The sequence below is a fragment of the Polaromonas glacialis genome, from assembly GCF_000709345.1.
GTDB lineage: Bacteria > Pseudomonadota > Gammaproteobacteria > Burkholderiales > Burkholderiaceae_C > Polaromonas > Polaromonas glacialis.
This window is the reverse complement of the sequence record NZ_KL448323.1, coordinates 3,667,310-3,692,664: the sequence shown is the minus strand read 5'-3', so window position 1 is coordinate 3,692,664 and position 25,355 is coordinate 3,667,310. Positions and strand designations below refer to the sequence as shown.

Annotated in this window: 22 protein-coding genes; 5 read left to right on the top strand and 17 right to left on the bottom strand. The window is 62.9% G+C overall.

Annotated features, from left to right (window positions below; all coding sequences use genetic code 11):
• Positions 1-188: 188 nt before the first annotated feature.
• The 8 genes from EC86_RS0118110 to EC86_RS0118075 are packed head-to-tail and all read right to left on the bottom strand — an operon-like array spanning position 189 to position 11,574.
• Positions 189-881: a carbonic anhydrase gene (locus EC86_RS0118110; RefSeq protein ID WP_029527257.1), complete on the bottom strand. Its 693-nt coding sequence runs from the start codon at positions 879-881 to the stop codon at positions 189-191.
• Complete coding sequence (locus EC86_RS0118105) at positions 878-1,732, bottom strand: peptidylprolyl isomerase (RefSeq protein ID WP_029527256.1); 855 nt, start codon at positions 1,730-1,732, stop codon at positions 878-880. The genes EC86_RS0118110 and EC86_RS0118105 overlap by 4 nt, the downstream gene beginning before the upstream one ends.
• On the bottom strand, positions 1,729-2,529 hold the full coding sequence (gene narI / locus EC86_RS0118100) for a respiratory nitrate reductase subunit gamma (RefSeq protein WP_036772372.1): 801 nt from the start codon (positions 2,527-2,529) through the stop codon (positions 1,729-1,731). Before narI ends, EC86_RS0118105 begins: the two co-directional genes overlap by 4 nt.
• Positions 2,526-3,221, bottom strand: a complete 696-nt coding sequence (gene narJ / locus EC86_RS0118095; RefSeq protein WP_029527254.1) for a nitrate reductase molybdenum cofactor assembly chaperone — start codon at positions 3,219-3,221, stop codon at positions 2,526-2,528. The genes narI and narJ overlap by 4 nt, the downstream gene beginning before the upstream one ends.
• Before the next feature lie 5 nt (positions 3,222-3,226).
• Positions 3,227-4,759: a nitrate reductase subunit beta gene (gene narH, locus EC86_RS0118090; protein WP_029527253.1), complete on the bottom strand. Its 1,533-nt coding sequence runs from the start codon at positions 4,757-4,759 to the stop codon at positions 3,227-3,229.
• Complete coding sequence (locus EC86_RS0118085; protein ID WP_029527251.1) at positions 4,756-8,574, bottom strand: nitrate reductase subunit alpha; 3,819 nt, start codon at positions 8,572-8,574, stop codon at positions 4,756-4,758. Before EC86_RS0118085 ends, narH begins: the two co-directional genes overlap by 4 nt.
• Positions 8,575-8,618: 44 nt before the next feature.
• On the bottom strand, positions 8,619-10,286 hold the full coding sequence (locus EC86_RS0118080) for an MFS transporter (RefSeq protein ID WP_029527249.1): 1,668 nt from the start codon (positions 10,284-10,286) through the stop codon (positions 8,619-8,621).
• Between the two features lie 25 nt (positions 10,287-10,311).
• Positions 10,312-11,574 carry an MFS transporter gene (locus tag EC86_RS0118075; RefSeq protein WP_036773487.1) on the bottom strand — a complete coding sequence of 421 codons (1,263 nt, stop codon included), beginning with the start codon at positions 11,572-11,574 and terminating at the stop codon, positions 10,312-10,314.
• Between the two features lie 24 nt (positions 11,575-11,598).
• Between EC86_RS0118075 and EC86_RS30410 the strand changes: the two genes are divergently transcribed.
• On the top strand, positions 11,599-11,730 hold the full coding sequence (locus EC86_RS30410; RefSeq protein WP_269635730.1) for a hypothetical protein: 132 nt from the start codon (positions 11,599-11,601) through the stop codon (positions 11,728-11,730).
• Positions 11,731-11,736: 6 nt separating this feature from the next.
• Here EC86_RS30410 and EC86_RS0118070 read toward each other — a convergent pair whose 3' ends face one another.
• The gene (locus tag EC86_RS0118070) at positions 11,737-12,459 is read right to left on the bottom strand and encodes a response regulator (RefSeq protein WP_029527247.1); all 723 of its coding nucleotides are present in this window, start codon (positions 12,457-12,459) and stop codon (positions 11,737-11,739) included.
• Positions 12,460-12,581: 122 nt separating this feature from the next.
• Positions 12,582-14,540: a type IV pili methyl-accepting chemotaxis transducer N-terminal domain-containing protein gene (locus EC86_RS0118065; protein WP_084181432.1), complete on the bottom strand. Its 1,959-nt coding sequence runs from the start codon at positions 14,538-14,540 to the stop codon at positions 12,582-12,584.
• A gap of 147 nt (positions 14,541-14,687) precedes the next feature.
• On the opposite strand from EC86_RS0118065, the gene EC86_RS0118060 reads away from it, so the two are divergent.
• Positions 14,688-16,067, top strand: a complete 1,380-nt coding sequence (locus tag EC86_RS0118060) for an IS4 family transposase (protein WP_029527245.1) — start codon at positions 14,688-14,690, stop codon at positions 16,065-16,067.
• 12 nt (positions 16,068-16,079) lie between these two features.
• Here EC86_RS0118060 and holA read toward each other — a convergent pair whose 3' ends face one another.
• Complete coding sequence (gene holA, locus EC86_RS0118055) at positions 16,080-17,192, bottom strand: DNA polymerase III subunit delta (RefSeq protein ID WP_036772369.1); 1,113 nt, start codon at positions 17,190-17,192, stop codon at positions 16,080-16,082.
• Between the two features lie 11 nt (positions 17,193-17,203).
• Positions 17,204-17,629 (bottom strand): Lrp/AsnC family transcriptional regulator, encoded by a 426-nt coding sequence (locus EC86_RS0118050; RefSeq protein ID WP_029527243.1) that lies wholly within the window; start codon positions 17,627-17,629, stop codon positions 17,204-17,206.
• A gap of 123 nt (positions 17,630-17,752) precedes the next feature.
• Here EC86_RS0118050 and EC86_RS0118045 point away from each other — a divergent pair, with 123 nt between their 5' ends.
• Both EC86_RS0118045 and rocF read left to right on the top strand, forming a co-directional pair.
• The gene (locus EC86_RS0118045; RefSeq protein ID WP_029527242.1) at positions 17,753-18,868 is read left to right on the top strand and encodes an ornithine cyclodeaminase; all 1,116 of its coding nucleotides are present in this window, start codon (positions 17,753-17,755) and stop codon (positions 18,866-18,868) included.
• Positions 18,865-19,782 (top strand): arginase, encoded by a 918-nt coding sequence (gene rocF, locus EC86_RS0118040; protein ID WP_029527241.1) that lies wholly within the window; start codon positions 18,865-18,867, stop codon positions 19,780-19,782. Before EC86_RS0118045 ends, rocF begins: the two co-directional genes overlap by 4 nt.
• A gap of 367 nt (positions 19,783-20,149) precedes the next feature.
• Here the strand turns inward: rocF and EC86_RS0118035 are convergent, their stop codons facing one another.
• Both EC86_RS0118035 and hemN read right to left on the bottom strand, forming a co-directional pair.
• Positions 20,150-20,824 (bottom strand): sulfite exporter TauE/SafE family protein, encoded by a 675-nt coding sequence (locus EC86_RS0118035; RefSeq protein ID WP_029527240.1) that lies wholly within the window; start codon positions 20,822-20,824, stop codon positions 20,150-20,152.
• Between the two features lie 9 nt (positions 20,825-20,833).
• Positions 20,834-22,216 carry an oxygen-independent coproporphyrinogen III oxidase gene (hemN, locus tag EC86_RS0118030; protein ID WP_029527239.1) on the bottom strand — a complete coding sequence of 461 codons (1,383 nt, stop codon included), beginning with the start codon at positions 22,214-22,216 and terminating at the stop codon, positions 20,834-20,836.
• Positions 22,217-22,452: 236 nt separating this feature from the next.
• Here hemN and fnr point away from each other — a divergent pair, with 236 nt between their 5' ends.
• Positions 22,453-23,175, top strand: a complete 723-nt coding sequence (gene fnr / locus EC86_RS0118025) for a fumarate/nitrate reduction transcriptional regulator Fnr (protein ID WP_029527238.1) — start codon at positions 22,453-22,455, stop codon at positions 23,173-23,175.
• Positions 23,176-23,213: 38 nt separating this feature from the next.
• On the opposite strand, the gene EC86_RS0118020 is transcribed toward fnr, so the two are convergent.
• The 3 genes from EC86_RS0118020 to ccoG all read right to left on the bottom strand — a co-directional run bounded on the left by EC86_RS0118020 (position 23,214) and on the right by ccoG (position 25,281).
• Positions 23,214-23,507 carry a hypothetical protein gene (locus EC86_RS0118020; protein WP_029527237.1) on the bottom strand — a complete coding sequence of 98 codons (294 nt, stop codon included), beginning with the start codon at positions 23,505-23,507 and terminating at the stop codon, positions 23,214-23,216.
• Positions 23,508-23,586: 79 nt separating this feature from the next.
• A complete protein-coding gene (locus EC86_RS0118015; RefSeq protein WP_029527236.1) occupies positions 23,587-23,844 on the bottom strand; it encodes a hypothetical protein in 258 nt (85 codons plus the stop codon).
• An 18-nt stretch (positions 23,845-23,862) separates the two neighbouring features.
• Complete coding sequence (gene ccoG / locus EC86_RS0118010) at positions 23,863-25,281, bottom strand: cytochrome c oxidase accessory protein CcoG (protein ID WP_051676045.1); 1,419 nt, start codon at positions 25,279-25,281, stop codon at positions 23,863-23,865.
• Positions 25,282-25,355: the final 74 nt, after the last annotated feature.

The following is a 25,355-nucleotide window of genomic DNA, read 5'->3' as shown; positions in this document are numbered from 1 at the left end:
AAGAATAGCCTTTTTGCGGCGGCGGTTTCCGGCGGGCAGGCCTTGCATACTCACAGGATTCAAGCATTTCAAAGCTTCTTCGCACGTCCCTGTTGAATAGTTTGCTATTAAAAATATAGTAAATTCGTTGCCAGGGATTTTGAAAAACCCCTGCTGGCATTTCCCGGCTGGTCTGGCAAGGCCTCCGCTCAATCCGAAATCACCTGCCCGTCGTGCTCCACATACGGCTGGTAAGGCCCGGTGCCGCAGTTCGAGGCCAGCGACGCGGGCACGAAGTCGCCCTGCTGGGCATCAAAAATGTGGATTTCGCCCTCCTCGATGACGTAGTGCCAGCCGTGCAGGGTCAGCGCTCCGGCTTCCACCGCGCGCCGGACCATCGGGTAGTCGAGCAGGCGTTCGAGCTGCAGCACGACCGAGCGCTGCTCGGTGCGGCGCAGCGCCTCGGGGCTGGGCTGCACCGGCAGCAGCGCTTCCTGCACCAGCCGGAGCCAGGCCCTCAAGGCCACGGCTTCGTCCGGCACGCCTTCATAAGCCGCCCGGATGCCGCCGCACTGGCTGTGGCCGCAGACGACGATGCGCTCGACCTTCAGGGTCAGGACCGCGTATTCAATCGCTGCGGTGGTGCCGTGCAGGCCGTGCGAACCGCCGTAGGGCGGAATGAAGGCGCCCACGTTGCGCACGATGAACAGCTCGCCGGGACCGGTGCCGGTCAGCAGATAAGGCACCAGCCGCGAATCCGAGCAGCCGATGAACAGCGTCTTGGGATGCTGGCCCTCGGACACCAGGTCCTGGAAGCGTTGCTGGTGCAGGGGAAAATAATCCGACTTGAAACGCCGCAAGCGCAGCAGCAGCTCGTCCGTGGCTGCGGCGTTGCCGGTCATTGCACCAGCGGCGAATCCGCCCCTTCAAGGTCAATGCCTTCAACCAGCGCCTCGCCCACCAGCAGGCTCATGTACTGGTGCAGCGCCCGGGCGCGCGACTGCATGGCCAGCAGGGCGGCAATGCGCTCGCGCACTTCGGCGTAAGCGGGCTGCTTGCCGGCGCGGCGCTCCAGCACCTCGATGATGTGAAAGCCGAAGCGCGTGTGGATCAGGCGCGGATGCACGCCCATGCCCCACTGCGAATGCTTCTGGTGAAACAGCTCGTTGGCCAGCTCGGGCGCGCAGTCGTCCGGGCCGATCCAGCCCAGGTCGCCGCCCTGCGCGCTGCTCGGGCAGTTCGAGAGTTCGGCGGCCAGCTGGGCAAAGCGCCCGGGCGAGGCGTCCTTGCGCGTCAGTTCCAGCAGGGCCTTTTCGGCATGGATCGTCAGCGCATGCACGTTGACGCCGGGCGTGACGGCGAACAGGATGTGCCGCACATGCAGCGCCTGGCCGACCATGAACTGCGACGGATTGGCCTCGTAGTAGCGCTGGCATTCGTCTTCGTTCGGCTGCGGGCTTTGCACTTCGGCATCGACCATGGCCTCGATCACCTTGCGCTCGGCTTCGCCCAGTTCGGGCGCGGTGAGTTCCTTGTGGCGCGGCAGCAGGCCCTTCATCACGGCTTGCTGGCGCAGCAGTTCGGTGTAGGCCAGTTCGCGCAGCAGGCTGATGTCCGGGCGCTGGCCGGGCGGGTGCAGTTCAATGCCGTTGACGGCGGCCGTCGGCAGGGCAGCCTGGCTGGTAATGTCAGGGGCGGCGCACTGGCAGCTGCTGCTGCCGCAGCCGGTCACGGTGGAAGTAGGCGTGCTCATGAGAATTTGCTTTCTGGCTTCACCGGGGTAGCGGAAGTCTGGCCGGCAGCCTTGGTGGCTTGCACAGGCTGCTGTGGACGCGATGCCGTCCGGGTGGTGGCGCCGACATCCAGGCGGCGGCTGCGCACCACCTGGTAGGGCCGGAAGATGTAGCCGACCGAGGCAAAGCCGCTCCACACATGGACCAGGCGGCTGAACGGGAACAGCAAAAAGATCGTCATGCCGAACACGATGTGGAACAGGTAGGGCCAGGGCAGGACGACAAGCGCCGCGGAATTCACCTCACGCAGGGTCAGGATGCGCTGCGCCCAATCGGCCAGGATCAGCATCACGCTGCCGTCGACATGGCCATACGAAAGCGGCAGGGTGATCAGGCCGACCGACAGCTGCACCCACAGGATCAGCAGGATCGCCAGGTCGGTCTTGTGGCTGGTGTAGCGGATGCGTTCGTCGAACATGCGGCGGTAGATCAGCATCGACAGGCCGATGAAGCAGATGACGCCGGCAACGCCGCCAGCGTAGATCGCCATGCGTTGCTTGGTCGCGGCGTCCATGAAGACGCCGTACACCGCATGCGGTGTCAGCAGGCCGACCAGGTGGCCGAAGAACAGGAACAGGATGCCGACGTGGAACAGGTTGCTGCCCCAGCGCAGCAGGCCGGTGCGCAGCAGCTGCGACGAATCGCTTTTCCAGGTGTACTGGTCGCGGTCGAAGCGGATCAGGCTGCCGAGCAGGAACACCGCCAGGCAGATGTAGGGATAGACCCCGAAGAGAAAACCGTGCAGTGAGGAGGTCATGCTTGTGCTCCTTGGGAGGGACGTGGCTTGCGGACGATGTGGATGGGTTGCGGCTGGTCGGGCCTGGACTGGCCTTTGGACGAGCAGCCGTCGAACACGACCGGCTCCTGCCAGACGGCGTCGATCGGCTCCTCGGCGGCGATTTCCACCGGCGAGGCTTTCTCGCCGGCCAGTTCCAGCAGGGCGCCCAGCACCGAGGCGTAAGGGCTGGCGCGCTGCTGCAGCGCGGCAAAGATGGCGTTGAAGATGTGCGCCATCTCGGCCAGGAACTCGCGCGCCTCGCGCGGCGGCTGGGTGGAGGTGAATTCCAGCACCACCGGCAGGAAGTCGGGCATTTCGCCCTCGCCCAGGTACATTCCGGCCTTTTCGTAGGTCTGCGCCAGGTCGATCATGGCCGGGCCCCGGTCGCGCGAGTCGCCATGCACATGCTCGAACAGGTGCAGCGAGGTGGCGCGGCCCCGGTCGAACAGCGCGACGTAGTCGGCCTCGGCTTCCAGCGCTGGCTTGCGCGCCAGCGTGTCGATCAGCGCATCGAGCTCGGCCAGGCGCTGCGGCGCCAGGGCTTTTTCGTCATGCAGCGCAACGCGCATATCGGCCAGGTGGCCGCGCAGTTCGGCGTCCGGGTAGCCCAGCAGGCGGGCCAGCACGCGCAGGCTTTTGGTCGCCTTGGGAAGGGTGTTGAACAGTGCCATGGTTTTCAGACCTCTACCTTGATGGGAATCGTGCGTTTCTTGGTGCCGCCGAACAGGCTGACATCGCTGGCGCCGTCGGAGCAGCCATTGCCGAAGGTGAAACCGCAGCCGCCGCGCATGTCGAAGGCGTTTTCGGCGTATTCGCGGTGGCTGGTCGGAATCACAAAGCGGTCTTCGTAGTTGGCAATCGCCATGATGTGGTACATCTCCTCGACCTCGGCCACCGTCAGGCCGGCCTGGGCCAGCACGGCCAGGTTCTGCTCGTTGTCCACATGCTTGCTGCGCTGGTAGGAGCGCATCGCCATCATGCGCTGCAGCGAACGGATCACCGGCGCGGTGTCGCCGGCGGTCAGCAGGTTGGCGAGGTACTGCACCGGAATGCGCATCTGCGCGATGTCAGGCAGCTCGCCATTGATGCCGATCTGGCCGGCGTTGGCGGCCGAGGTGATGGGCGACAGCGGCGGCACATACCAGACCATCGGCAGCGTGCGGTACTCGGGGTGCAGCGGCAAGGCGACCTTCCATTCGACGGCCATCTTGTACACCGGGCTGCGGCGCGCGCCTTCGAGCCAGGTTTCGGGAATGCCGTCCAGGCGCGCCTGCGCAATCACCGCCGGATCGTTCGGGTCGAGGAAGATGTCGAGCTGGGCCTGGTACAGGTCCTTGTCGTTTTCGACGCTGGCGGCTTCCTGGATGCGGTCGGCGTCATACAAGATGACGCCGAGGTAGCGGATGCGGCCGACGCAGGTTTCGCTGCACACGGTCGGCTGGCCGGCCTCGATGCGCGGATAGCAGAAGGTGCATTTTTCGGCCTTGCCGCTTTTCCAGTTGTAGTAGATCTTCTTGTACGGGCAGCCCGAGACGCACATGCGCCAGCCGCGGCACTTGTCCTGGTCGATCAGCACGATGCCGTCTTCCTCGCGCTTGTAGATCGAGCCCGACGGGCACGACGCCACGCAGGCCGGGTTCAGGCAGTGCTCGCACAGGCGCGGCAGATACATCATGAAGGTGTTCTCGAACTGGCCGACCATGTCCTTCTGGACCTGGTCGAAGCTGTCCAGGTTCGCATCCTTGCTGCGCTTGGAAAACTCGCCGCCCAGGATTTCCTCCCAGTTCGGGCCCCATTCGATCTTTTCCATGCGCTTGCCGGTGATCAGGCTGCGCGGGCGGGCCGTGGGCGTGGCCTTCATCTCGGGCGCCGACTGCAAATGGTCGTAGTCGAAGGTGAACGGCTCGTAATAGTCGTCAATCTGCGGCATGTTAGGGTTGGCGAACAGGCGCATCAGCATTTTCCACTTGCCGCCCTGGCGCGGCTCGATGGAGCCGTCGGGCTTGCGGATCCAGCCGCCGTTCCACTTGTCCTGGTTTTCCCATTCCTTGGGGTAGCCGATGCCGGGCTTGGTCTCGACGTTGTTGAACCAGGCGTATTCCATGCCCGGACGGCTGGTCCAGACATTCTTGCAGGTCACCGAGCAAGTGTGGCAACCGATGCACTTGTCCAGGTTCAGCACCATGCCGATTTGAGCGCGTACCTTCATGCTGCTTCTCCCAGTTGTTGCACCGCGAAGGCGCGTTCATCATCCCGTGGCGTGTCCAGCCAGTCGACCTTGTCCATCTTGCGTACCACGACAAATTCGTCGCGATTCGTGCCGATGGTTCCGTAGTAGTTGAAGCCGTAGCTCAGCTGCGCATAGCCGCCGATCATGTGCGTCGGCTTGAGCACGATGCGCGTCACCGAGTTGTGGATGCCGCCGCGCTGGCCGGTGATTTCCGAACCCGGCGTGTTGACGATCTTTTCCTGCGCGTGGTACATCATCACCATGCCGGGCTTGACGCGCTGGCTGACCACCGCCCGCGCCGAAATCGCGCCATTGACGTTGTAGGCCTCGATCCAGTCGTTGTCCTCCACGCCGATCAGCTTGGCGTCGTCCTCGCTCAGCCAGATGATCGGGCCGCCCCGGCTCAGGGTCAGCATCAAGAGGTTGTCGGTATAGGTCGAGTGAATGCCCCATTTCTGGTGCGGCGTGATGAAGTTCAGCAGGATTTCGGCGTTGCCGTTGGAACGGATGCCGTGCACGCCCGCCGTCGCCTTCAGGTTCACCGGCGGCCGGTAGCTGGCCAGGCCTTCGCCGAAGGCCAGCATCCACGGATGGTCCTGGTAGAACTGCTGGCGGCCCGTCAGGGTGCGCCACGGGATGTATTCATGCACGTTGGTGTAGCCGGCGTTGTAGGAGACGGTTTCGGACTCGATGCCGCTCCAGGTCGGCGAGCTGATGATCTTGCGCGGCTGCGCCTGGATGTCGCGGAAACGGATTTTTTCGTCTTCGCGGTGCAGCGCCAGGTGGGTGTGGTCGCGGCCGGTCTGCTTGCCCAGCGCTTCCCAGGCCTTCACGGCGACGTGGCCGTTGGTTTCAGGGGCGAGCTGCAGCACCATTTCGCAGGCGTCGATGTCACTGTTGATGCGCGGCATGCCCTGCGTCACGCCGGGTTCAAGCACCAGGCCGTTCAGCTGGCCGAGCTGCGTGACCTCTATGTCGGTGTTCCACGAAATGCCCTTGCCGCCGTTGCCGATCTTTTTCAGCAGCGGGCCGACGGCGGTAAAGCGCTTGTACACGTTCGGGTAGTCGCGCTCGACCACCTGCATCTGCGGCGCCGTCTTGCCTGGGATCAGCTCGCACTCGCCGCGCTTCCAGTCCTTGACTTCGAAGGGCTGGGCCAGTTCGCCCGGCGTGTCGTGCATTACCGGGGTCAGGACCATTTCTTTCTCGACCCCCAGGTGGCCGACGCACAGTTCGCTGAATTTTTTGGCAAAGCCCTTGTAGATTTCCCAATCGCTTTTCGACTGCCACACCGGGTCCACGGCGGTGGACAGCGGGTGGATGAAGGGGTGCATGTCGCTGGTGTTCAGGTCGTTCTTCTCGTACCAGGTGGCGGTTGGCAGCACGATGTCCGAATACAGGCAGGTCGTGCTCATGCGGAAGTCGAGCGTGACCAGCAGGTCGAGCTTGCCTTCGGGCGCTTTGCTATGCCAGACGACTTCCTCGGGCTTGCCGTCTTCGGCGCCCAGGTCCTTGCCCTGCACGCCGTTGTCGGTGCCCAGCAGGTGCTTGAGAAAATACTCGTGGCCCTTGCCCGACGAGCCGATGATGTTGGAGCGCCAGACGAACATGTTGCGCGGCCAGTTGGCCGGATGGTCCGGGTCTTCGCAGCTCATCTTGAGCGAGCCGTCCTTCAGCGACTGGACCACATAGTCTTTCGCGTCCAGCCCGGCGGCTTGCGCGTCCTTCACGACCTGCATCGGGTTCGTCTGCAGCTGCGGTGCCGAAGGCAGCCAGCCCATGCGCTCGGCGCGCACGTTGTAGTCGATCATGCTTCCGCCGTACTGCTTCTTGTCGGCCAGCGGCGAGAGCACCTCATCGACGCCGAGCTTTTCATAGCGCCACTGGTTGGTGTGGGCGTAGAAAAAGCTGGTCGAATTCATCTGCCGGGGCGGGCGAATCCAGTCCAGCGCAAAGGCCAGCGGCGTCCAGCCGGTCTGCGGGCGCAGCTTTTCCTGGCCGACGTAATGCGCCCAGCCGCCGCCGCTCTTGCCGATGCAGCCGCACATCATCAGCATGTTGATGACGGCGCGGTAGTTCATGTCGCTGTGGTACCAGTGGTTCATGCCGGCACCGATGATGACCATCGAGCGGCCTTCGGTCTTCTCTGCGTTTTCGGCGAACTGGCGGGCCACGGTGATGATCTGGGCACGCGGCACGCCGGTGATCTGCTCCTGCCAGGCCGGTGTGTAGGGCGTGTTGTCGTCAAAGTCAGCGGCGGCCAGTTCGCCTGGCAACCCCCGCGGAATGCCGTACTGCGCGGCCTGCAGGTCAAACACGGTGGCGACCAGCACCTCCCTGGCTTCCCCCTCCTTGCCAACCGAAATACGGGAAACCGGCACGCTGCGCACCAGCACGTCGCCCTGCTCGTTGTTCGGGAAATGCTCGTGGTGGATGCCGCCGAAATACGGAAAGCCGACGCGGGCGCTGTCGTGGCCCGCTTCGTCGCCTTCCAGCGCCGACAGCCGGAGGCTCACGTCGTTGCCTTCGCGGGCTTCCTTGGCTTCCAGGTTCCACTGGCCCATGTCGGCGCGGCCGTCAGGGCCCCAGCGGAAACCGATGGCGCCCTGCGGCGTGACCACTTCACCGTTCGCATCGAAAGCAACGGTTTTCCAGTCGGGGTTGTTGTCCTGACCGAGCTGGTCGGCGAAGTCCGAAGCGCGCACATAGCGGTCGGGAACCAGGCAGGTGTCGCCGTTTTCCAGCGTGTGGGACTTGAGCATCACCAGCATCGGCAGGTCGGTATAGCGGCGTGCGTAGTCGTCGAAATACGCCGAACGCGGCCGGCCGTTGCCGCCGAAGTAAAAGTCCTTCAGGATCACATGGCCCATCGCCATGGCAACGGCAGCATCGGTGCCCTGCTTGGGGTGCAGCCACAGGTCCGACAGCTTGGCGACTTCGGAGTAATCGGGCGTGATGGCGACCGTCTTGCAGCCCTTGTAGCGCACTTCGGTGAAGAAGTGGGCGTCGGGCGTGCGCGTCTGCGGCACGTTCGAGCCCCAGGCGATGATGAAGCTGGAGTTGTACCAGTCGGCCGACTCGGGCACGTCGGTCTGCTCGCCCCAGACCTGCGGGCTGGACGGAGGCAGGTCGCAATACCAGTCGTAAAAGCTCATGCACACGCCGCCAATCAAGGAAAGGTAGCGCGAACCCGAGGCATAGCTGACCATCGACATCGCCGGAATCGGCGAAAAGCCGATGATGCGGTCGGCGCCGTGCTGCTTGATGGTGTAGATGTTGGACGCGGCGATCAGCTCGTTGACCTCGTCCCAGGTCGAGCGCACCATGCCGCCCAGGCCGCGCACGCTCTGGTAGTCGCGCCGCTTGGCGTCGTTTTGCACCACGGCGGCCCAGGCCTCGACCGGCGGCAGCGTCAGGCGCGCTTCGCGCCAGTGCTTGAGCAACCGGGCGCGGATCATCGGGTACTTGACGCGGTTCGCGCTGTACAAATACCAGCTGTAGCTGGCGCCGCGCGAGCAGCCACGCGGCTCGTGGTTGGGCATGTCCCAGCGGGTGCGCGGGTAGTCGGTCTGCTGGGTTTCCCAGGTGACGATGCCACCCTTGACGTAAATCTTCCACGAGCACGAACCGGTGCAGTTCACGCCGTGGGTGCTGCGCACCACCTTGTCATGCGCCCAGCGGTTGCGGTAGGCGTCTTCCCAGGTGCGGTCTTCGGCCGTGGTGACGCCGTGGTCGCCCGAAAATGATTCCCGGGGGTTGGAAAAGTGGCTGAGGCGGTCTAGAAAATGACTCATTGATCTCTCCGGTAAGTCGGTAATTTTTTAAAATCAGGGGCGTGTCAAGGGTTCTTGATCTCGGCGCCAGCGCGCAGGTAGAACCACCAGTTCAGCACCAGGCACAGGGCATAGAAAATCGCAAAGCCGTACATGGCGTTCTGCGGTGTGCCGGCCTTGATCTGCGCGCCAATCACCACCGGGGCGATGAAGGCGCCGTAGGCGGCAATCGCCGACGTCCAGCCCAGCACCGGGCCGGCCTGCTGGCGGTCGAAAATCACGCCGATGGTGCGAAAGGTCGAGCCGTTGCCAATGCCGCTGGCGGTGAACAGCACCACGAACAGCACCATGAACATCAGGAAGTACTCTTCCGGCGCCGGCGACTTGTAGGCCAGCAGCATGACGTAGCCGACCGCCGCCGAGGCGGCGACCATGACGGCCGAGATGATCTGGGTGACGATGGAGCCGCCCACCTTGTCGGAAATCCAGCCGCCGATGGGCCGCACTGCCGCGCCGACGAAGGGGCCGATCCAGGCATAGGTCAGCGCCGAGGGCGCGTTCGGATTCTTCAGGGTGTGCTGCATGATGCCGGCCGCGTCAGGCACATGGCTGATGCCGAAAATGATGGTGATGGCCAGCGGCAACGCCATTGAAAAGCCGATGAAGGAGCCGAAGGTGACGATGTACAGCACCGTCAGCGACCAGGTGTGCTTGTTGCTGAAGATGGCAAACTGCTTGGCGATGCTTTCCTTCATCGGGCCAAAGGCGGTGAGCTTGAGCACCATCAGGGTGCTGACGATGATCAGCGGCATCGCCAGCCACATGTTCAGCAGGCCCAGGCCCGAAGGCTTGGGCAGGTAGAGGTAAAGGCCGACGCCGGCCGGAATGAACGACAGGGTGTAGAGCCAGATGATCTTCAGAAAAGCCGGAATCGTTCCACCAATCGCGGGCGACACCGTTTTCAGGTTGTTCATGCCGAAAAAGCACAAAATCGACAGCGGCACCAGCGACAGCAGCCAGGTGAAGCCCGCGTTCTGGATCCAGGTCGGCGTGCCGGCGGCGATCTTGCCGAAAATCCAGCCGCTGTCTTTTACCAGCACCGTCGGCTCGCCGCCGAAGCTGCCAAAGACGCTCATCGTCATCACCAGCGGAATGACGATCTGCATCGTCGTCACGCCGAAGTTGCCCAGGCCGGCATTCAGGCCCAGCGCCGTGCCCTGCAGCCTCTTGGGGAAAAAGCCGCTGATATTGGACATGGAGCTGGCGAAATTGCCGCCGCCGACGCCCGACCACAAAGCCATCAACTGGAAGGTCCACAGCGGCCACTCGGGATGCTGCAGCACGATGCCGGTGCCGATGGCCGGGGCCAGCAGCATCGAGGTTGTCAAAAAGATCGTGTTGCGCCCGCCGGCCAGGCGGATCAGGAAAGACGCCGGAATCCGCATGGTCGCGCCGGCCAGGCCGGAAATGGCGGTCAGCGTGAACAGCTCGGCCTGGGTGAACGGAAAGCCCAGATTCAGCATCTGCACCGTGATGATGCCCCACATGCCCCAGATGGCGAAGCCGCACAGCAGGCTGGGCACCGAAATCCACAGGTTTCGGTAGGCAATGCGCTTGCCGGTGTTTTCCCAGAAGTTTTCATCCTCTGGACGCCAGTCGGTGATGTCGGCGCCCGAATCTTTTCCAGGCGGCAGGACGGCAGCGCCTGCGGGAGAAGCAGCTTTAAGGTTCATGATTTTCTCGGTGGTGAGTTCGGGTTCAGGCGTTGGCGCCGGCCGCGTTGCGGCCCATGACTTCGGTGCGGCGCACTTCGGTCCAGTACATCCAGATCAGCGAGACCCAGACCACGCCATACATCAGCATGAAGGCGCTGGAGCGAACGCCGGTGAGGTCCATCAGCGCGCCGAACAGGATGGGCAGCACGAAGCCGCCCAGGCCACCGGCCAGGCCGACGATGCCGCTGATGGCGCCGATGTTGTGCGAATAGTCGTCGCTGATGTACTTGAAGACGCTGGCCTTGCCAAAGGCAAAGGCAATGCCCAGCACGGCCATCAGGCCGGTAAAGGCGTAGACGTTCAGGCCCAGGTGGAAGGTCGAGGGGCCGTTGACCGTCAGCAGCGTGAAATCCATCTGCGGATACGACAGCAGGAACAGGCAGACCCAGCTCACCCACATCACCCACCAGGTCACGCTGTGCGCGCCGTACTTGTCGGATAGCACGCCGCCGACCGCGCGCAGCACGCCGCCGGGCAGTGAAAAGCAGGCCGCCAGCAGCGCCGCCGTGCGAATGTCCAGGCCGTATTCGCCGATGTAGTACTGCACCATCCACAGCGACAGCGCCACATAGCCGCCGAACACGATGCTGTAGTACTGGCAGTATTTCAGGACCTTGGGGTCTTTGAGCGCCTTGAGCTGGTCCCTGAAGCTGACATTGCTCGGCACCAGGTGCTTCGGGTCGCTGTGGCTGAACAGCCAGAACAGCACCAGCGTGGCCAGCATGATGACCGCATAGGCCTGCGGCACCATGGTCCAGCCAAAGGCCACCAGGATCACCGGCGCGACGAACTTGTTGACGGCGGCACCCGAATTGCCCGCGCCGTACACGCCCATCGCCATGCCCTGCCGGCTCTTGGGAAACCAGCGCGCCACGTAAGGCGTGCCGACCGAAAACGAGCCGCCGGCCAGGCCGACGAACAGGCCGATGGTGAGGAAATGCCAGTACTGCGTGGCGTAGCTCATCATCCAGATCGCCGGCACGGTGATCGCCATCAGCACGGCCATGACGATGCGGCCGCCGTATTTGTCGGTCCAGATGCCCAGCGGCACACGGATCAGCGACCCCGTCAGCACCGGGGTGGCCATCAAGAGGCCGAACTCGGTGGCGTTCAGGCCCAGCATCTTCTTGATCGGAATGCCGATGACGCCGAACATCATCCACACCATGAAGCAGACGGTGAACGCCAGCGTGCTGACGATCAGCACCGACCACGCTTTTCTTGAATTGTTCAGCTCAGAGGCCATGTTTTTCTCTCCAGGGGACATGGCATGACTGTCGCGTTTTTCGCACTTCATCACCATCCGACTGAAGGACGTGACGGCGACGCCAAACGAACGATGGCGGCCCTGGCCGCCATCGTTCTGAAGGACTACTCCCCTTTCAATCGAAGGGAAGATTGATCCAGGTCAACCCTGTTCGCGGCTGGTGGCGTACACGGCCGCCTGCACGCGCGACGTCAGCTGGAGTTTGCGGAAGATGTGCTGGACGTGAATCTTCACCGTGGTTTCCGCAATGTCGAGCTTGCGGGCAATCAGCTTGTTGCTGTCGCCCAGCGCAATCAGCGCCAGCACCTCGCGCTCGCGTGCCGACAGCGAATCGCCGTTCTCGCGCGCTGGAGCCAATTCCGGCGAGGCCCCGGCCAGCAGCTCGGGCAACAGCGCGGCCTCGGCAGGCGCGACCAGCGGCGCGGGCGGCCCCGATGGCCGGCCGCGAAATGCCGTCACCAGCTTGGTCATCATCTCCGGGCTGACGACCGACTCGCCGGCCAGCACCTTGAAGATATAGCCCGACAAATGGTCGAGTTCGACGGTCTTGAGCAGGTAGCCATCGGCGCCCGCCTGCAGCGCAGCGGCCAGGTCGTTCTGGTTTTCGCTGACCGTCAGCATCAGGATGCGGGTTCCCGGCGCAGCCTGCTTGAGCGACGTGATGCCGTCGATTCCCAGAACGCCCGGCAGGTGGTTGTCCAGCAGGATCAGGTCCGGCCGGTCGCGCTCGGCGCAGCGCAGCGCCTCGCCCATGTCGCCCGCCTGGCCGGTCACCTCGAAACGCGTATCCTGCGACAGCAGCGCCACCAGACCCCGGCGAAACAGGTTGTGGTCATCGACCACCAGTAGCCGGACCGTCTTCATGCGCCGGCTCTCAAGCAGGTTTCCTGCGTTTCCGACCGGCTTGCAAGGGCACATGAACAGCTACTTTTTTTATAGCTGCTCATGCCCGTGGATATTGCGCAAAAGGCATTATTCATTGTTTTTTACCTTTGAATCGATGCTTGGTGGGCCTGAAGCGCCGGCAAGCGCCCGGCAGCAGGCTCCAGCGTCATGTCCGGCGTTGTCCGTTTGCCGTTTGCCACCGGATGCGCCGGCAGCGTCAGGGTGGTCAGGGTTCCCTTGCCCGGCCCTGACTCAAACGCCACCTCGGCGCCAATGCCGCTGGCGCGCTCGCGCATGATCTTCAGGCCCACATGCGAAGGGCCGTTGCGGTGACCCGTATCAAAACCGATGCCATCGTCGCGCACCATGAAGCGCCACTGTGCGCCCTTGACCACCTCCATCTCGACGCTGGTGGCGCGGGCATGCTTGCGCACGTTGGACAGCGCCTCCTGCATCACATGCAGCACCTGCACCTGCACATCGGGCGGCAGCGGCAGGCCGTCGCCCTGAACGCTCAGGTGGGCGGGCAGGCCGGTCTGGTGCTGGAACTTGTGCAGCGTTTCCTGCAGCGCCTGCACGATGTCGTCGGTGTTGGTGCGGGTGCGGAAATGCACCAGCAGTTCGCGCACGTCGCCGATGCTCTCGCGCAGTCCGGTGTCGAGTTCATCGAGCGCCTGGTTCATCTGCACGGCCTGCCCTTTTTGCACCGCGCCGCGCAGCAGCTGCACCTGGATCTTCAGGAACACCAGCGACTGGGCAATCGAGTCATGCAATTCACGCGCCAGCATCGCGCGCTCCTCGGCCACGGCGGCCTCCCGGGCCAGCGCGGCGGCGCGCAGGCTTTCCAGCGCGCTGGCCAGGTGGCTGGCCAGCGCGTCGAGCAGCTCGGTTTCTTCCGCGCTCAGCGTGACGGCGCTGCGAAAGAACAAATTGAATTCGCCCAGCAGGCGCTGCTGCAGCCGGATCGGCACGCTGACCACACTTTCATAGCCCACCCTGGCGCAGCGCCGCACCGGGATTTCGTCGTGGCTCAGGATCGGGATCACGCGCGTCCGGGATTCGGTTTTCAGGCTGCCGCAGGCGCAGGCGCCAGCCAGCAGCGTGCGCTCTTCTTCGAGCATGTCCTGCGGAAAGCAGTCGGAGGCCAGCATCAGGTAGCGCTGGCTGGCGTCATCCGACCAGCGAACCGCCCCGGCGTCGGCCTTCATGAGGGTGCGCACACGCTGGGCAAAGCCGCGCGCCAGTTCCTCGATGCTGCTGGCCTGGGCCAGGAAGGCGCTGACTTCATAAAGCGCCTCCAGCCGCAGCCGCTGCGCCTCGATGTGCCGGGTCTTGGCCTCGACCTGGGATTCGAGCCCGTGGTACATCGACTCCAGGGTGCCGGCCATGCGGTTGAAGCCGGCAGCCACCTGGCCGAACTCGTCCTCAGTGTCAACGTCGATGCGGGTCGCGAACTCCCCGGACTCGACCTTGCCCAGCCCTTGGCGCAGCCGGCTCAGGGGACTGATCACATACAGGTAGCCGGTGTAGAGCATGATCACCGCCCCGCCGATGGCCAGCGCCATCATGGCGAACTGGAACAGGTTCAGGATCGCGGTCAGCCGCGACAGGTGCCGCTCGATCGCCAGCACGAAGCGGTCGATGGCCTCGACAAAATCACCGGCCGTCTGCAGCGAAGCATCCACCGGAAGGGCTGGCTCGGCCAGCCAGTGCTGGCGCTGCACCTGCCAAAGCGACTCGACCACGGAAAACTGCTGGCGGACCTGGTCGTCCCAGGGCACGAACAGCGGCCGGGATGCATCGCCGCTGCGCAATACCGACAGGCTGTCTTCAAAGTTGCCGATCAGGCGCTGCAGGTCGGCGGGGGGCGTGCCGGCATGCACTGCGCTGGTCAGGCGCCAGGTCTGCATGCGCATGCGCCCGGCTTCATTGACTGCCGCAGCGCCGCCTTCCAGCTGCCAGGTGACCCACAGGGTCAGCCCGATCGACGCCAGTGCCAGGATCAGCAGGCTGGCGCCGATTCGCAGCAGCTTTTTCGAAAGGGAGGCGGTGTGCAGCATGGGCTTAATTCGAATGGCACTTACTTTGGCTGTTTGGCATTGAGCGACGAGCGTAAGTGCTTGAATGCAAAGGGAGGGGGCTGACCAAGGACCGATAGGATGGTTGTTTACGAAGCACCCAAACCATCTTTGCTAAGGCCTGACACCATGGATCGTAATGCCCGAAGCGTTTTGCATCAACGTCAAAGAGGCATTGGACGGCGCGCGCGATCGACCGAAGCGGTGGAGTTCTTCAACGTGCTGACGAGTCCGGAGTTGCTGCACACGAGCGAAGCGCTGCTGCCCGAGCACCGCGAGCGGCTGTATCCGCCAACGGTGACGCTGTCGATGTTCATGCGCCAGGCGCTGGAGGCCGATGGCTCATGCCAGAAGGCGGTCAACGGCTGGGCGGCGCAGCGCGCAGCCGATGGTTTGAGCGCGTGCAGCGTTCGCACTGGCGGGTACTGCAGGGCTCGTCAGCGGCTGCCACTGGAGATGGTCAGCACGCTCGCGCGCAAAACAGGGCGGCTGCTCGGCGAAAAAGCGCTGGCGCAATGGCTCTGGCGCGGTCGCGCGGTCAAGCTGGTGGACGGCACCTGCCTGTCGATGCCCGATACCGCGCAGAACCAAGCCTTGTATCCCCAGCCCAGCACGCAGGCGCCCGGGGTCGGCTTTCCCCTGGCGCGGCTGGTCATGGTGATTTGCCTGGCCACCGGCGCGGCGCTGGACGCGGCGATAGGGCCACAGCGCGGCAAAGGCAGTGGCGAGCTTGGGCTGGTACGCCGTCTGCTCGCAGGCTTTTGCCCCGGCGATGTAATGCTTGCCGATGCCTTGTACTGCAACTATTTTCTGATCGCCACGCTGATGGCCGCCGGTGTGGATGCGCTGTTCGAGCAAAACGGAGCACGAATCACCGACTTTCGACGCGGCCAGTCGCTGGGCACACGCGATCACATCGTGCGCTGGCCCAAGCCCGCAGCCCGTCCAGAGTGGATGACGCCCGAGCAGTACGCGCGCTTTCCCGATGAGATCACGCTGCGTGAAGTCAAGGTCGATCATCAGGTGCTGGTCACCACGCTGCTCAACCATCGCCAGGTCACCAAGCGCGACCTCTCGGCGCTGTACGCGCGTCGCTGGAACGTTGAGCTGGACCTGCGCAACCTCAAGACCACCACGGGCATGGATGTACTGAGCTGTCAGACGCCGCAGATGAACGAAAAGCAACTGTGGGTCCATCTGCTCGCTTACAACGTGATCCGACTGCTCATGGCGCAGGCTGCCTGCAATGCCGGGATAGACCCGCGCGGCCTGAGCTTTAAGCACACGGTGCAACTGTGGTTAGAGTGGGTCTCGCGAGGCCTCTCAGCCACCAAGGATTGCGGGCAGTTGTTCGCGTTGATCGCTCAATGCCGGGTCGGCCATCGACCCGGACGCATCGAGCCGCGAATGCGAAAACGAAGGCCCAAACCCTACCCCTGGTTGAAGGTGCCGCGCGCCCAAGCCCGCCAACATGTCGAGAAGCATGGTCATGCTTACGAGCCAAAGTAAGTGCCATTCGGCTTAATTCCTCATGCCTCCGGGCGTTGCGCGGCCAGCAGAAGAAGGCCCGCGCGATGGCGCCGCGCAGTGCTCGCAGACCATGCCGGCCAGCCGGTGCAGCGCCTGCCAGCCGCTCAGCGGCCAGTCGGGCTGCTTCAGGCCCTTGACGATGCCATCGACCTTTTGCGCGGCATCGAGCAGTTTTGCCAAGGCGGCGTCGCTGATGCCGGGCAGCACGCGTTCATAGAGTTTTTCCTTGGCGCCCCAGACGCGGTTTTCGCGCAGCGCCATCGGCATGGGGCGGCCAGCGTGAATGGCGTCTTTAACCCGTTTCATGCCGCGGATGTCCTCGCTAAGCGCCCAGTGCACCAGCACTTCGGACTCGCCTTCGGATTGCAGGCCGTCGATCATTCGGGCAGCGCGAATCGCCTGGCCGCCGAGCACCGCCTCGGACAGCTTGAACACGTCATAGCGCGCCACGTTGAGCACGGCGTTTTCCACCTGCTCAAAGCTCAGGACGCCTTCGCCCGTGACCGGATGGAGCAGCGCCAGCTTCTGGATTTCCTGGTGCGCCGCCAGCAGGTTGCCTTCGACCCGGTCGGCAAAGAACTGCAAGGTGCGCTGTCCTTCCTCGCCGCTGGCCACGCGCTGGCCCTGCTGCTGCAGGCGCTGCGCAATCCACTGCGGCAGCATGCGGCGGTCGATCGGGTCGAACTTGACGGTCACGCCGAAGCTCTCCAACGCGCCGAACCATGCGCCCTTGGCGGTCGCACTGTCGAGGCGGGGCAGCATCACCAGCGTCAGCGTGGAGTCATCGCCCTGGGCACGCTCGGCCAGCTGCTGCAGCGCCACCGAGCCGTCCTTGCCCGGCTTGCCGCCGGGAATGCGGACTTCCACGATCTGCTTGTCGGCAAACAGGCTGAGCGAGCCGCCACTGGCCAGCACCTCGCTCCAGTCGAAATGCGCGCCGGCCACGGTATGCACGGTGCGCTCGGTGTAGCCTTGCTGCCGGGCTGCCGAGCGCAGGGCATCGGCAAATTCCTGCACCAGCAGGGGTTCGTCGCCATGCAGGGTGTAGAGGCTTTTCAGGCCCCGCTTGAGATGTTCGGTCAGTTGGGCAGGAGCCAGTTGCATAGGGAGTGATTCTAGGAGAGTCGGTAGGTTTCCAGATGAATGCTGGTTTCGGTATTGCTGATGCCCTTGAGCAGGCGGATGCGCTCCAGCACCTTGGCCAGGTCCTGCAGGTTCTCGGCGCGCAGTTCGGCCAGCAGGTCCCAGCGGCCGTTGGTGTCGTGCAGCGTGGCCACGCCAGGCTCGCCGAGCAGGCTGGCGATCACGGCCCGCGTCTGGTTGCCCTCGACCGCAATGCTCATCCAGGCCTTGATTTCATTGCGCTGCACATCGGGCCGCAGGCGCGCGGTGTAGCCGACGATGACGCTGTCATCCTCCAGCTTGCGCAGCCGGTTGGTGACGGTGCCGCGCGAAACCCCCAGCCGGCTGGCCAGCGTCGCCACGGAAAGGCGCGCATCCTGGCGCAGAAGGGAGATCAACTGGTGGTCGGTTTCATCCATTATGATATTTTAGGCTGCCAGAACGGCAACAATGTAGCAATTTGAAAGCACTTCTGGCACTTGTGATTGCCTTGACTCGGAAAGACACTGGGTGCATCTTTTCCAAACCCGCGCGAGGCCCGCATGAAACATCTCACCCAAACCTGCCAGGAAACGCTTTTCCTGAGCCCCTCCGATGTGGCCGCCATGGTCCGCAGGCAAGGCATGGTCCCTATGCTGCAGGGCATGACGGCGTGCATCGAGCAGGATTTTTTACGCTGGAGCCGATTTGACAAGTCGGCCCGCCTGGCCAGCCATTCGCCGGATGGCGTGATCGAACTCATGCCGATTGCCGATGCCAGCCATTACAGCTTCAAATACGTCAACGGCCATCCAAAAAACACGTCGCACGGCCTGCCCACCGTCATGGCGTTTGGGGTGCTGGCCGACGTGGCCACGGGCATGCCGATGCTGCTCAGTGAACTGACACTGGCCACCGCCCTTCGCACCGCCGCCACATCGGCCCTGGCGGCGCGCGCGCTGGCCCGGCCCGAGAGCCGCGTGATGGCGCTGATCGGCAACGGCGCGCAAAGCGAGTTCCAGGCGCTGGCTTTTCACCATTTGCTCGGTATCGAGGAAATCCGCCTCTACGACGTGGATGCCGCCGCCACCGCCAAGCTGATGCGCAACCTGCAGGCGAATCCGGACAGCGCCGGCCTGCGCCTGCGGGCCTGCGCCAGCAGCCTGGAGGCGGTGCGTGACGCAGACATCGTGACCACCGTCACCGCCGACAAGACCCGCGCGGACATCATCACCGCCGGCATGCTCAGGCCGGGCACCCACCTGAACGCGGTCGGCGGCGACTGCCCCGGCAAGACCGAAATCCATCCCGAGGTGCTGGCCGCCGCCAAGGTCTTCGTCGAATACGAGCCGCAAACCCGCGTGGAAGGCGATTTGCAGCAGATGCCGTCCGGCTTTGCCGTCACCGAACTGTGGCAGGTGCTGGCAGGCCATGCGGCGGGCAGGGGCAGCGCCGAGCAGGTCACGGTGTTCGACTCGGTCGGTTTTGCGCTTGAGGATTTCTCGGCGCTGCGCTATCTTTACGCCCAGGCCCGGTTGCTCGGACTGGGCCAGCGCCTACCCCTGATTCCCCGGCTTGACGATCCCAAGGACCTGTACCAGCTTCTCAAGCCGGCCTTTCTGAACAGCAAGGCGCCCATGAAACAAATTGCCCCTAACCGCGAATCGATGACCACATGACCCAGCACATCCGACTGATAGGCGCACCCACCGACGTTGGCGCGGGCACGCGCGGCGCCTCGATGGGTCCGGAAGCGTTCCGCGTGGCCGGCCTGCAGCCGACGCTGGAAAGCCACGGCCTGCGCGTCACCGACCAGGGCAACCTGAGCGGACCGGCCAACCCCTGGCAATCGCCCGTCAGCGGCTACCGTCACCTGGTCGAGGTCGCAGCCTGGAACCATGCGGTTCACGAAGCGGTGCATGCGGCGCTGATCGACGGCGACATGCCGCTGCTGCTGGGCGGCGACCATTGCCTGGCGATTGGCTCGATCAGCGCGGTGGCCCGCTACTGCCGCCAGCGCGGCAGGAAGCTGCGCGTGCTGTGGCTCGATGCGCATACCGACTTCAACACCGACGCGCTGACGCCCACCGGCAACACGCACGGCATGCCGGTGGCGGTGCTGTGCGGCCACGGGCCGGCCGAACTGACCGGCATTGGCGGGCTGTCGCCGGCGATCGAGCCTTCGGCCATTCGCCAGATCGGCATCCGCAGCGTCGATGCCGGCGAAAAACGCTTTGTCAGGGAGTCGGGGCTGGAAGTGTTCGACATGCGCTACATCGACGAAATGGGCATGAAGCGGACCATGGAGGCGGCGCTGGCCGGCATGGACGACGACACGCACCTGCATGTGAGCTTTGACGTGGACTTTCTGGACGCCAGCTTCGCGCCCGGCGTCGGAACGGCGGTCAAGGGCGGACCCACCTACCGCGAAGCCCAGTTGTGCATGGAAATGATTGCCGACACCGGCCGCATGGCATCGCTTGACGTGATGGAACTCAACCCTGCGCTCGACGTGCGCAATGCCACGGCCGAAGTGGCGCTGGACCTGATCGAAAGCCTGTTCGGAAAAAGCACGCTGATGCGCCGAGGCTAAAACGAGATCACCAAGCACATCCGTCGCGGCACTCAAAGCTCAACAGATTGCCATTTGCTACTGTTTTTATAGCTGCTTACGCATATCCAGCATGCGCAAGAGGCCTATTCGACACTGAAATTTGTTTTCTGATCAGAACGTGCACCTCCCAAAGGCCGAAAACCAGCCGGCACCAGCAGGGAAGGCAGAACCCGCTTCGTCGTGCCGTTTGCGTAGCCGCTATCGGGGGCAGGCAGCAAACCCCGCAAAGAGGGACGCGCGGGGCGCCCATCCCCACCAGCAGGGGCCACGGAACCGGCTTTGCCGGGCCGCAGGCGCAGCGCCCCCTCGGGGGGCAGCGACCCGCGCAGCGGCAGAGCGTGGGGGCCTAACTCACGCACCAGGGCGCGGTGTCATGCGCCAGCCCCATCCACAAGGCCCAGCCCGAAGTGGCCGCCAGCGCCAGACCGGCCAGGCGAATTCCCCATTCACCGCTGCCGCCGCCCCGCAGGCGCATCAGCAGCCAGGGACCGGTCAGCAGGGACACGCTGCTGCCCAGCGCAAACAGCGCCATGGTCAGCGCGCCATCCAGGGGACCGCCGCTCAGGGCCGCCACCAGCACCGCCGAATACAGCAGCCCGCAAGGCATGAAGGCCCACAGCGCGCCAATGGCCAGCGGCGCGCCCCGACCCCAGGACGCATTGAAAGCCCGGACCCGGCTCCACACGCTGCGCGCCGTGCTATCGAGCCAGACCGGCTGGCGGGCCAGCACGACCAGCATCAGCCCCATCATCATCACGGCGACATGGAACAGTGTCCAGACCGGGCGCATGACCGCCGTCTGGGTGGTCAGCCATCCCAGGCCCTGCATCGACGCGGCCGCGACCGCGCCGAGCGCCGAATAGCTGGCCAGCCGGCCAGCCTGGAAGCTCCAGAGGGCAGACGTCTTGCGCGCGCCGGCCGCGTTGCCGATGCCCGCGCAGGCTGCGCCGCACATGGCGATGCAGTGCGGCCCGCCGGCCAGTCCCATCAGTAAGGCCGTCATGGCCAGCGAAGTTTGCATCAGAGCGTTCTAGATGATCCGGGAAAACCTTGCACGCGTACGGTCAGCCTGAAGGTAACGGTCAAAAACCATGGCCACACTGCGCACCACATACCAGCCCTTCGTCGTCACCTGAAGGCCGGTGTCACTCACCTCCACCACGCCCTGCGCCTGCATGGCGCAAAGCCGCTCCAGTTCGGCGGCAAAATAACTTTTGAAATCAAGCAAAAACCCCAGTTCAATCGACTCGAACTCCAACTGGCCCTGGCACAGCAGCGCCATGATGACACCTCGCCGCACCAGGTCGTCGCGTGACAGCGCCAACCCCCGTACCACTGGAAATCGCCCCTGGTCCAGGCAGTCGTAATACTCTTCCAGGGTCTTGGCATTCTGGCTGTAGGCTGCGCCCACCTTGCCAATGGCCGAGACGCCCAGGCCGATCAGATCGCAGTCGGGCTGGATGCTGTAGCCCTGGAAATTGCGGTGCAGGCGGCCCTGGCGCTTGGCAACCGCCAGCGCATCGTCAGGCAAGGCAAAGTGATCCATGCCGATATGGACATAACCGGCATACTGAAAGGCCGAAAGAGCGTGCAACAGCATGGAAAGCCTGGCGCTGGCGTCAGGCAATTGGGTCGCATCAATCCGGCGTTGCGGCTTGAAACGCTGGGGCAGATGGGCGTAGGCATACAGGGCAATGCGGTCCGGCCGCAGTTGCAGGACCTGCGCCAGCGTGCGGTCAAACGACTCTGTCGTTTGTTGCGGCAGCCCGTGGATCAGGTCAATACTGACCGACTCGAAACCCCTCAGACGCGCAGCTTCGACCAATGAAAACACCTGCCGGGCAGGCTGGATGCGATGAACCGCCTTTTGCACCGCCGGATCGAAATCCTGAACCCCAAAGCTCAGCCGGTTGAATCCCAGTTCTGCCAGCGTGGCAAGTCGCGCGGAGTCAACGGTTCGTGGGTCAACTTCAATGGAATATTCCCCGCCCGGTGCAAACCGGAAACTACGCCGCAGCATGGCCATCAACTTGCGCAGTTCACCATCATTCAGAAAGGTAGGGCTTCCGCCGCCCAGATCCAGCAGGCTGACTGCTTGGCCCGTGCCCAGATGGGCGGTGTACAAATCAAGCTCGCGGCCAAGGTAGCGCAGGTAGGTTTCACCGCGCGCATGGTCTTTGGTGATGATCTTGTGGCAGGTACAGTAGTAGCAAAGCGATTCGCAAAAGGGGATATGCACATAGAGTGACAGCGGCAGCCGCATGGCGGCCGCACCGTTTCGGCGCTGCGCGAGTGCCTGCGCAAGCTGCTCGGCCGTGAAGGCTTCAACGAAGCGGTCGGCCGTCGGGTATGAGGTGTAGCGGGGCCCCGAAGCATCGAAACGGCCTGTCAGTTCATGAGTGGGGATGGGCATACAATCAACCGCAGGTGCGTTCGTGACGGTTCCTTGAAATGCGCACCCGCGATTTCGGGGCAGGCACTGCCAATGTATCGTGAAGTCCGCCTTGTTTGTTTGACATATGTCAGCGGTTAGCGTGTCTAAAACCAAGCAACGAACCCCGTGAGGAGAATGTCATGTTTGAGGTCACACCAGAGTCCATGGGGACCGGCAAGCGCGGAGAAGCCCCAGGCGAAGCCAGACTCCAGCCCATCAATCCTGTCACCATAAAAGTTGCCTGCTCCAATTGCAATCTTCGTGAACTTTGCATGCCCATGGGCCTGAAAGCCGATGAGATGGACAGGATCGAAGAAGTGGTTGCCGTGCGGCGCAAGGTCAAACGCGGAGGTCGCCTGTACAGCAACGGTGAAAAATTCACGTCTCTGTTTGCCATCCGCACCGGCTTTTTCAAAACATGCATCACCACCGAAGACGGTCGTAATCAGGTCACCGGATTTCAGATGGCTGGCGAGATCATCGGCCTGGACGGCATTGTCAGGGAACACCACACCTGCGACGCTGTAGCGCTGGAAGATGCCGAAGTGTGCGTGATGCCATTTGACCGCATTGAAGAGTTGTCCCGGGAAGTTGTATCGCTTCAACGCCACGTCCACAAGATCATGAGCCGCGAGATCGTTCGTGAGCACGGCGTGATGCTGCTGCTGGGCAGCATGCGCGCAGAAGAACGCCTGGCCGCCTTTTTACTGAATCTGGTCCAGCGACTCCATGCCCGTGGCTTCTCGCAATCCGAACTTCTGCTGCGCATGACGCGGGAAGAAATCGGAAGCTACCTGGGCCTGAAGCTCGAAACGGTCAGCCGAACTTTTTCAAAATTCGTTGAAGACAAGATTGTGGAAGTCAAGCAACGCCACGTGCGTATCCTTGATACCGAAGCGCTCAAACTGATCGTGAACAACAACCAGAAAACCTGCTGACACTGAATATTTTCTGTGTCGGCTGACTGGCGGACGTTTTAATTGGCCTTGACTTCTTTGGCACCGCTTCCGGGCCGCCCATTAGCGACCAGTTCGCGACGATTTACTTCGAATGGCGACATGGCAAGCAGGGTTGTCAAGGCGCTCGACGTCATGGTCAGCAGCCAAAATACAAAAAAAGCCAGTGTGTAAACAGCTTCGCGAGACAACGCCAGAGGCTGGCCGAACCAATGCAGGCTTTGCGGATCAACCAGGGCAAACACCAGCATCTCTATCACGCCCGCCGTCAGGAAGGCAGGCCATGCAATCCACATCATTCGTTGAGCCAGCATAAAGTTCAAATCTTTCCTGTAATTTGAGGACTGGATTGGCCAGTCATTTGACGAGTCCTTCCTGAATTCCCTTCACATTTCAAGGCTCGGCAGGCGCCGGGATACCGGTGGCGGCATGATTTCGGGCCTGCATCGCAGGCGCCATATTGGTGGAAGAAGCCTCGCGTCTCGCTGCACTCGACAGTGTTTCCTGGCCGTAGCTGGTCACGACAGGATCGGGAACCTTGATGGCCAGATACAAGGTAATGAACGAGGCAACGATGACCAATGCTGGCCCTGCAAAAACCATCCACACATGCCCAAATTTCCACCAGGGTTGTCCGTCTTCTTGGTTCATGACATTTCCATTGTTAAGTTAGCGGGGCACCAGGAATACCGACTTCTCGACCACACGTCCCGGCGAGTTGACAGCCTCGATTTCAAAGTGGATTTCATGCGAGCCTGGGCTTGCAGCCTCATACGGCAATTGCAGGGTAACGGGAACCCCGCGCGCCTGGGTCGCCTCGACAGTGAAAGTGCCTTCGGAGGCCAGCATCAGGCCCGTCAAGCCGGTGGCGGTAATGCGGTAATGCTGGGTGGTTTCGGTCGCATTCATCACCTGCAGGCGATATACATTTTCGATCTTTCCACCACTGACAATACGTGCCAGCGAAGCACGGTCACGAATCACGTCGACCTTGAATGGGGAACGCAGCGCCAGGCTGATGAACAGGGCGGCGGTCACAGCCAGCAAGATGGCCGTGTAGACCAGCACCCTGGGGCGAAATATGCGACGCAAAAGCTGCGATTTCCCCCAACCCTGGACCACCGCATTCTGGGTCGAATAGCGAATCAGGCCGCGTGGGTAATTCATTTTGTCCATCACGGTATCGCATACATCGATACACGCCGCGCAACTGATACATTCGTATTGCAGCCCTTTGCGGATATCGATCCCCGTCGGGCAGACCTGGACACACAGCGTGCAGTCAATGCAGGAACCCAGGTTCAGGGCAACCGGATCAGCCTTCTTGGAACGGGATCCGCGGGGTTCACCGCGCGCCTCGTCATAGGTGACGATCAATGTGTCCTTGTCGAACATCGCGCTTTGAAACCGGGCATAAGGACACATGTACTTGCAGACCTGTTCACGCATGTAGCCTGCGTTGCCATAAGTGGCAAAGCCGTAAAAGAAAACCCAGAAGGTTTCCCATGGGCCCATGCCTGCATTGATGAAACTGACGCCCAGCTCCTTGATGGGCGTGAAATAGCCGACAAAGGTAAACCCCGTCCACAGGGCCAAGGCAATCCACAGAAACTGCTTGCTGGCCTTGCGTGCCAGCTTGTTGGCGGACATGGGACTTGCATCAAGTCGCAGACGTGCCGAGCGATCGCCTTCGGTGATCTTTTCAAGCCAGAGAAATATCTCGGTATAGACCGTCTGCGGACAGGCATAGCCGCACCACTGGCGACCAGCCACCGCCGTGAACAAGAACAGCGCCAGTGCCGAAATAACCAAAATACCCGAGAGGTAAATGAAATCCTGCGGGTAAAGAACCAGGCCCAGAATATAGAAACGCCGCGCTTCCAGGTCAAACAAGACGGCCTGGCGCTGGCCCCACTCCAGCCATGGAAGGCCATAAAAGACCAGCTGAGTGATAAAAACCATGGCCCAGCGCCACTTCGAAAAAAACCCCGTGACGCTGCGAGGGTAAATTTTCTTCTGAGCTTGATAAATGCTGCCTGATTCGCCATCGCCAGTTGCTGACGCGACCTGCAACTGCTCTCCAGCCATTACCGTGATGGGAATAACTTTTCGAGGAGTTGGCTTTAAATTATCCACAGGTACTGCTCCATGCAAGACTCCAG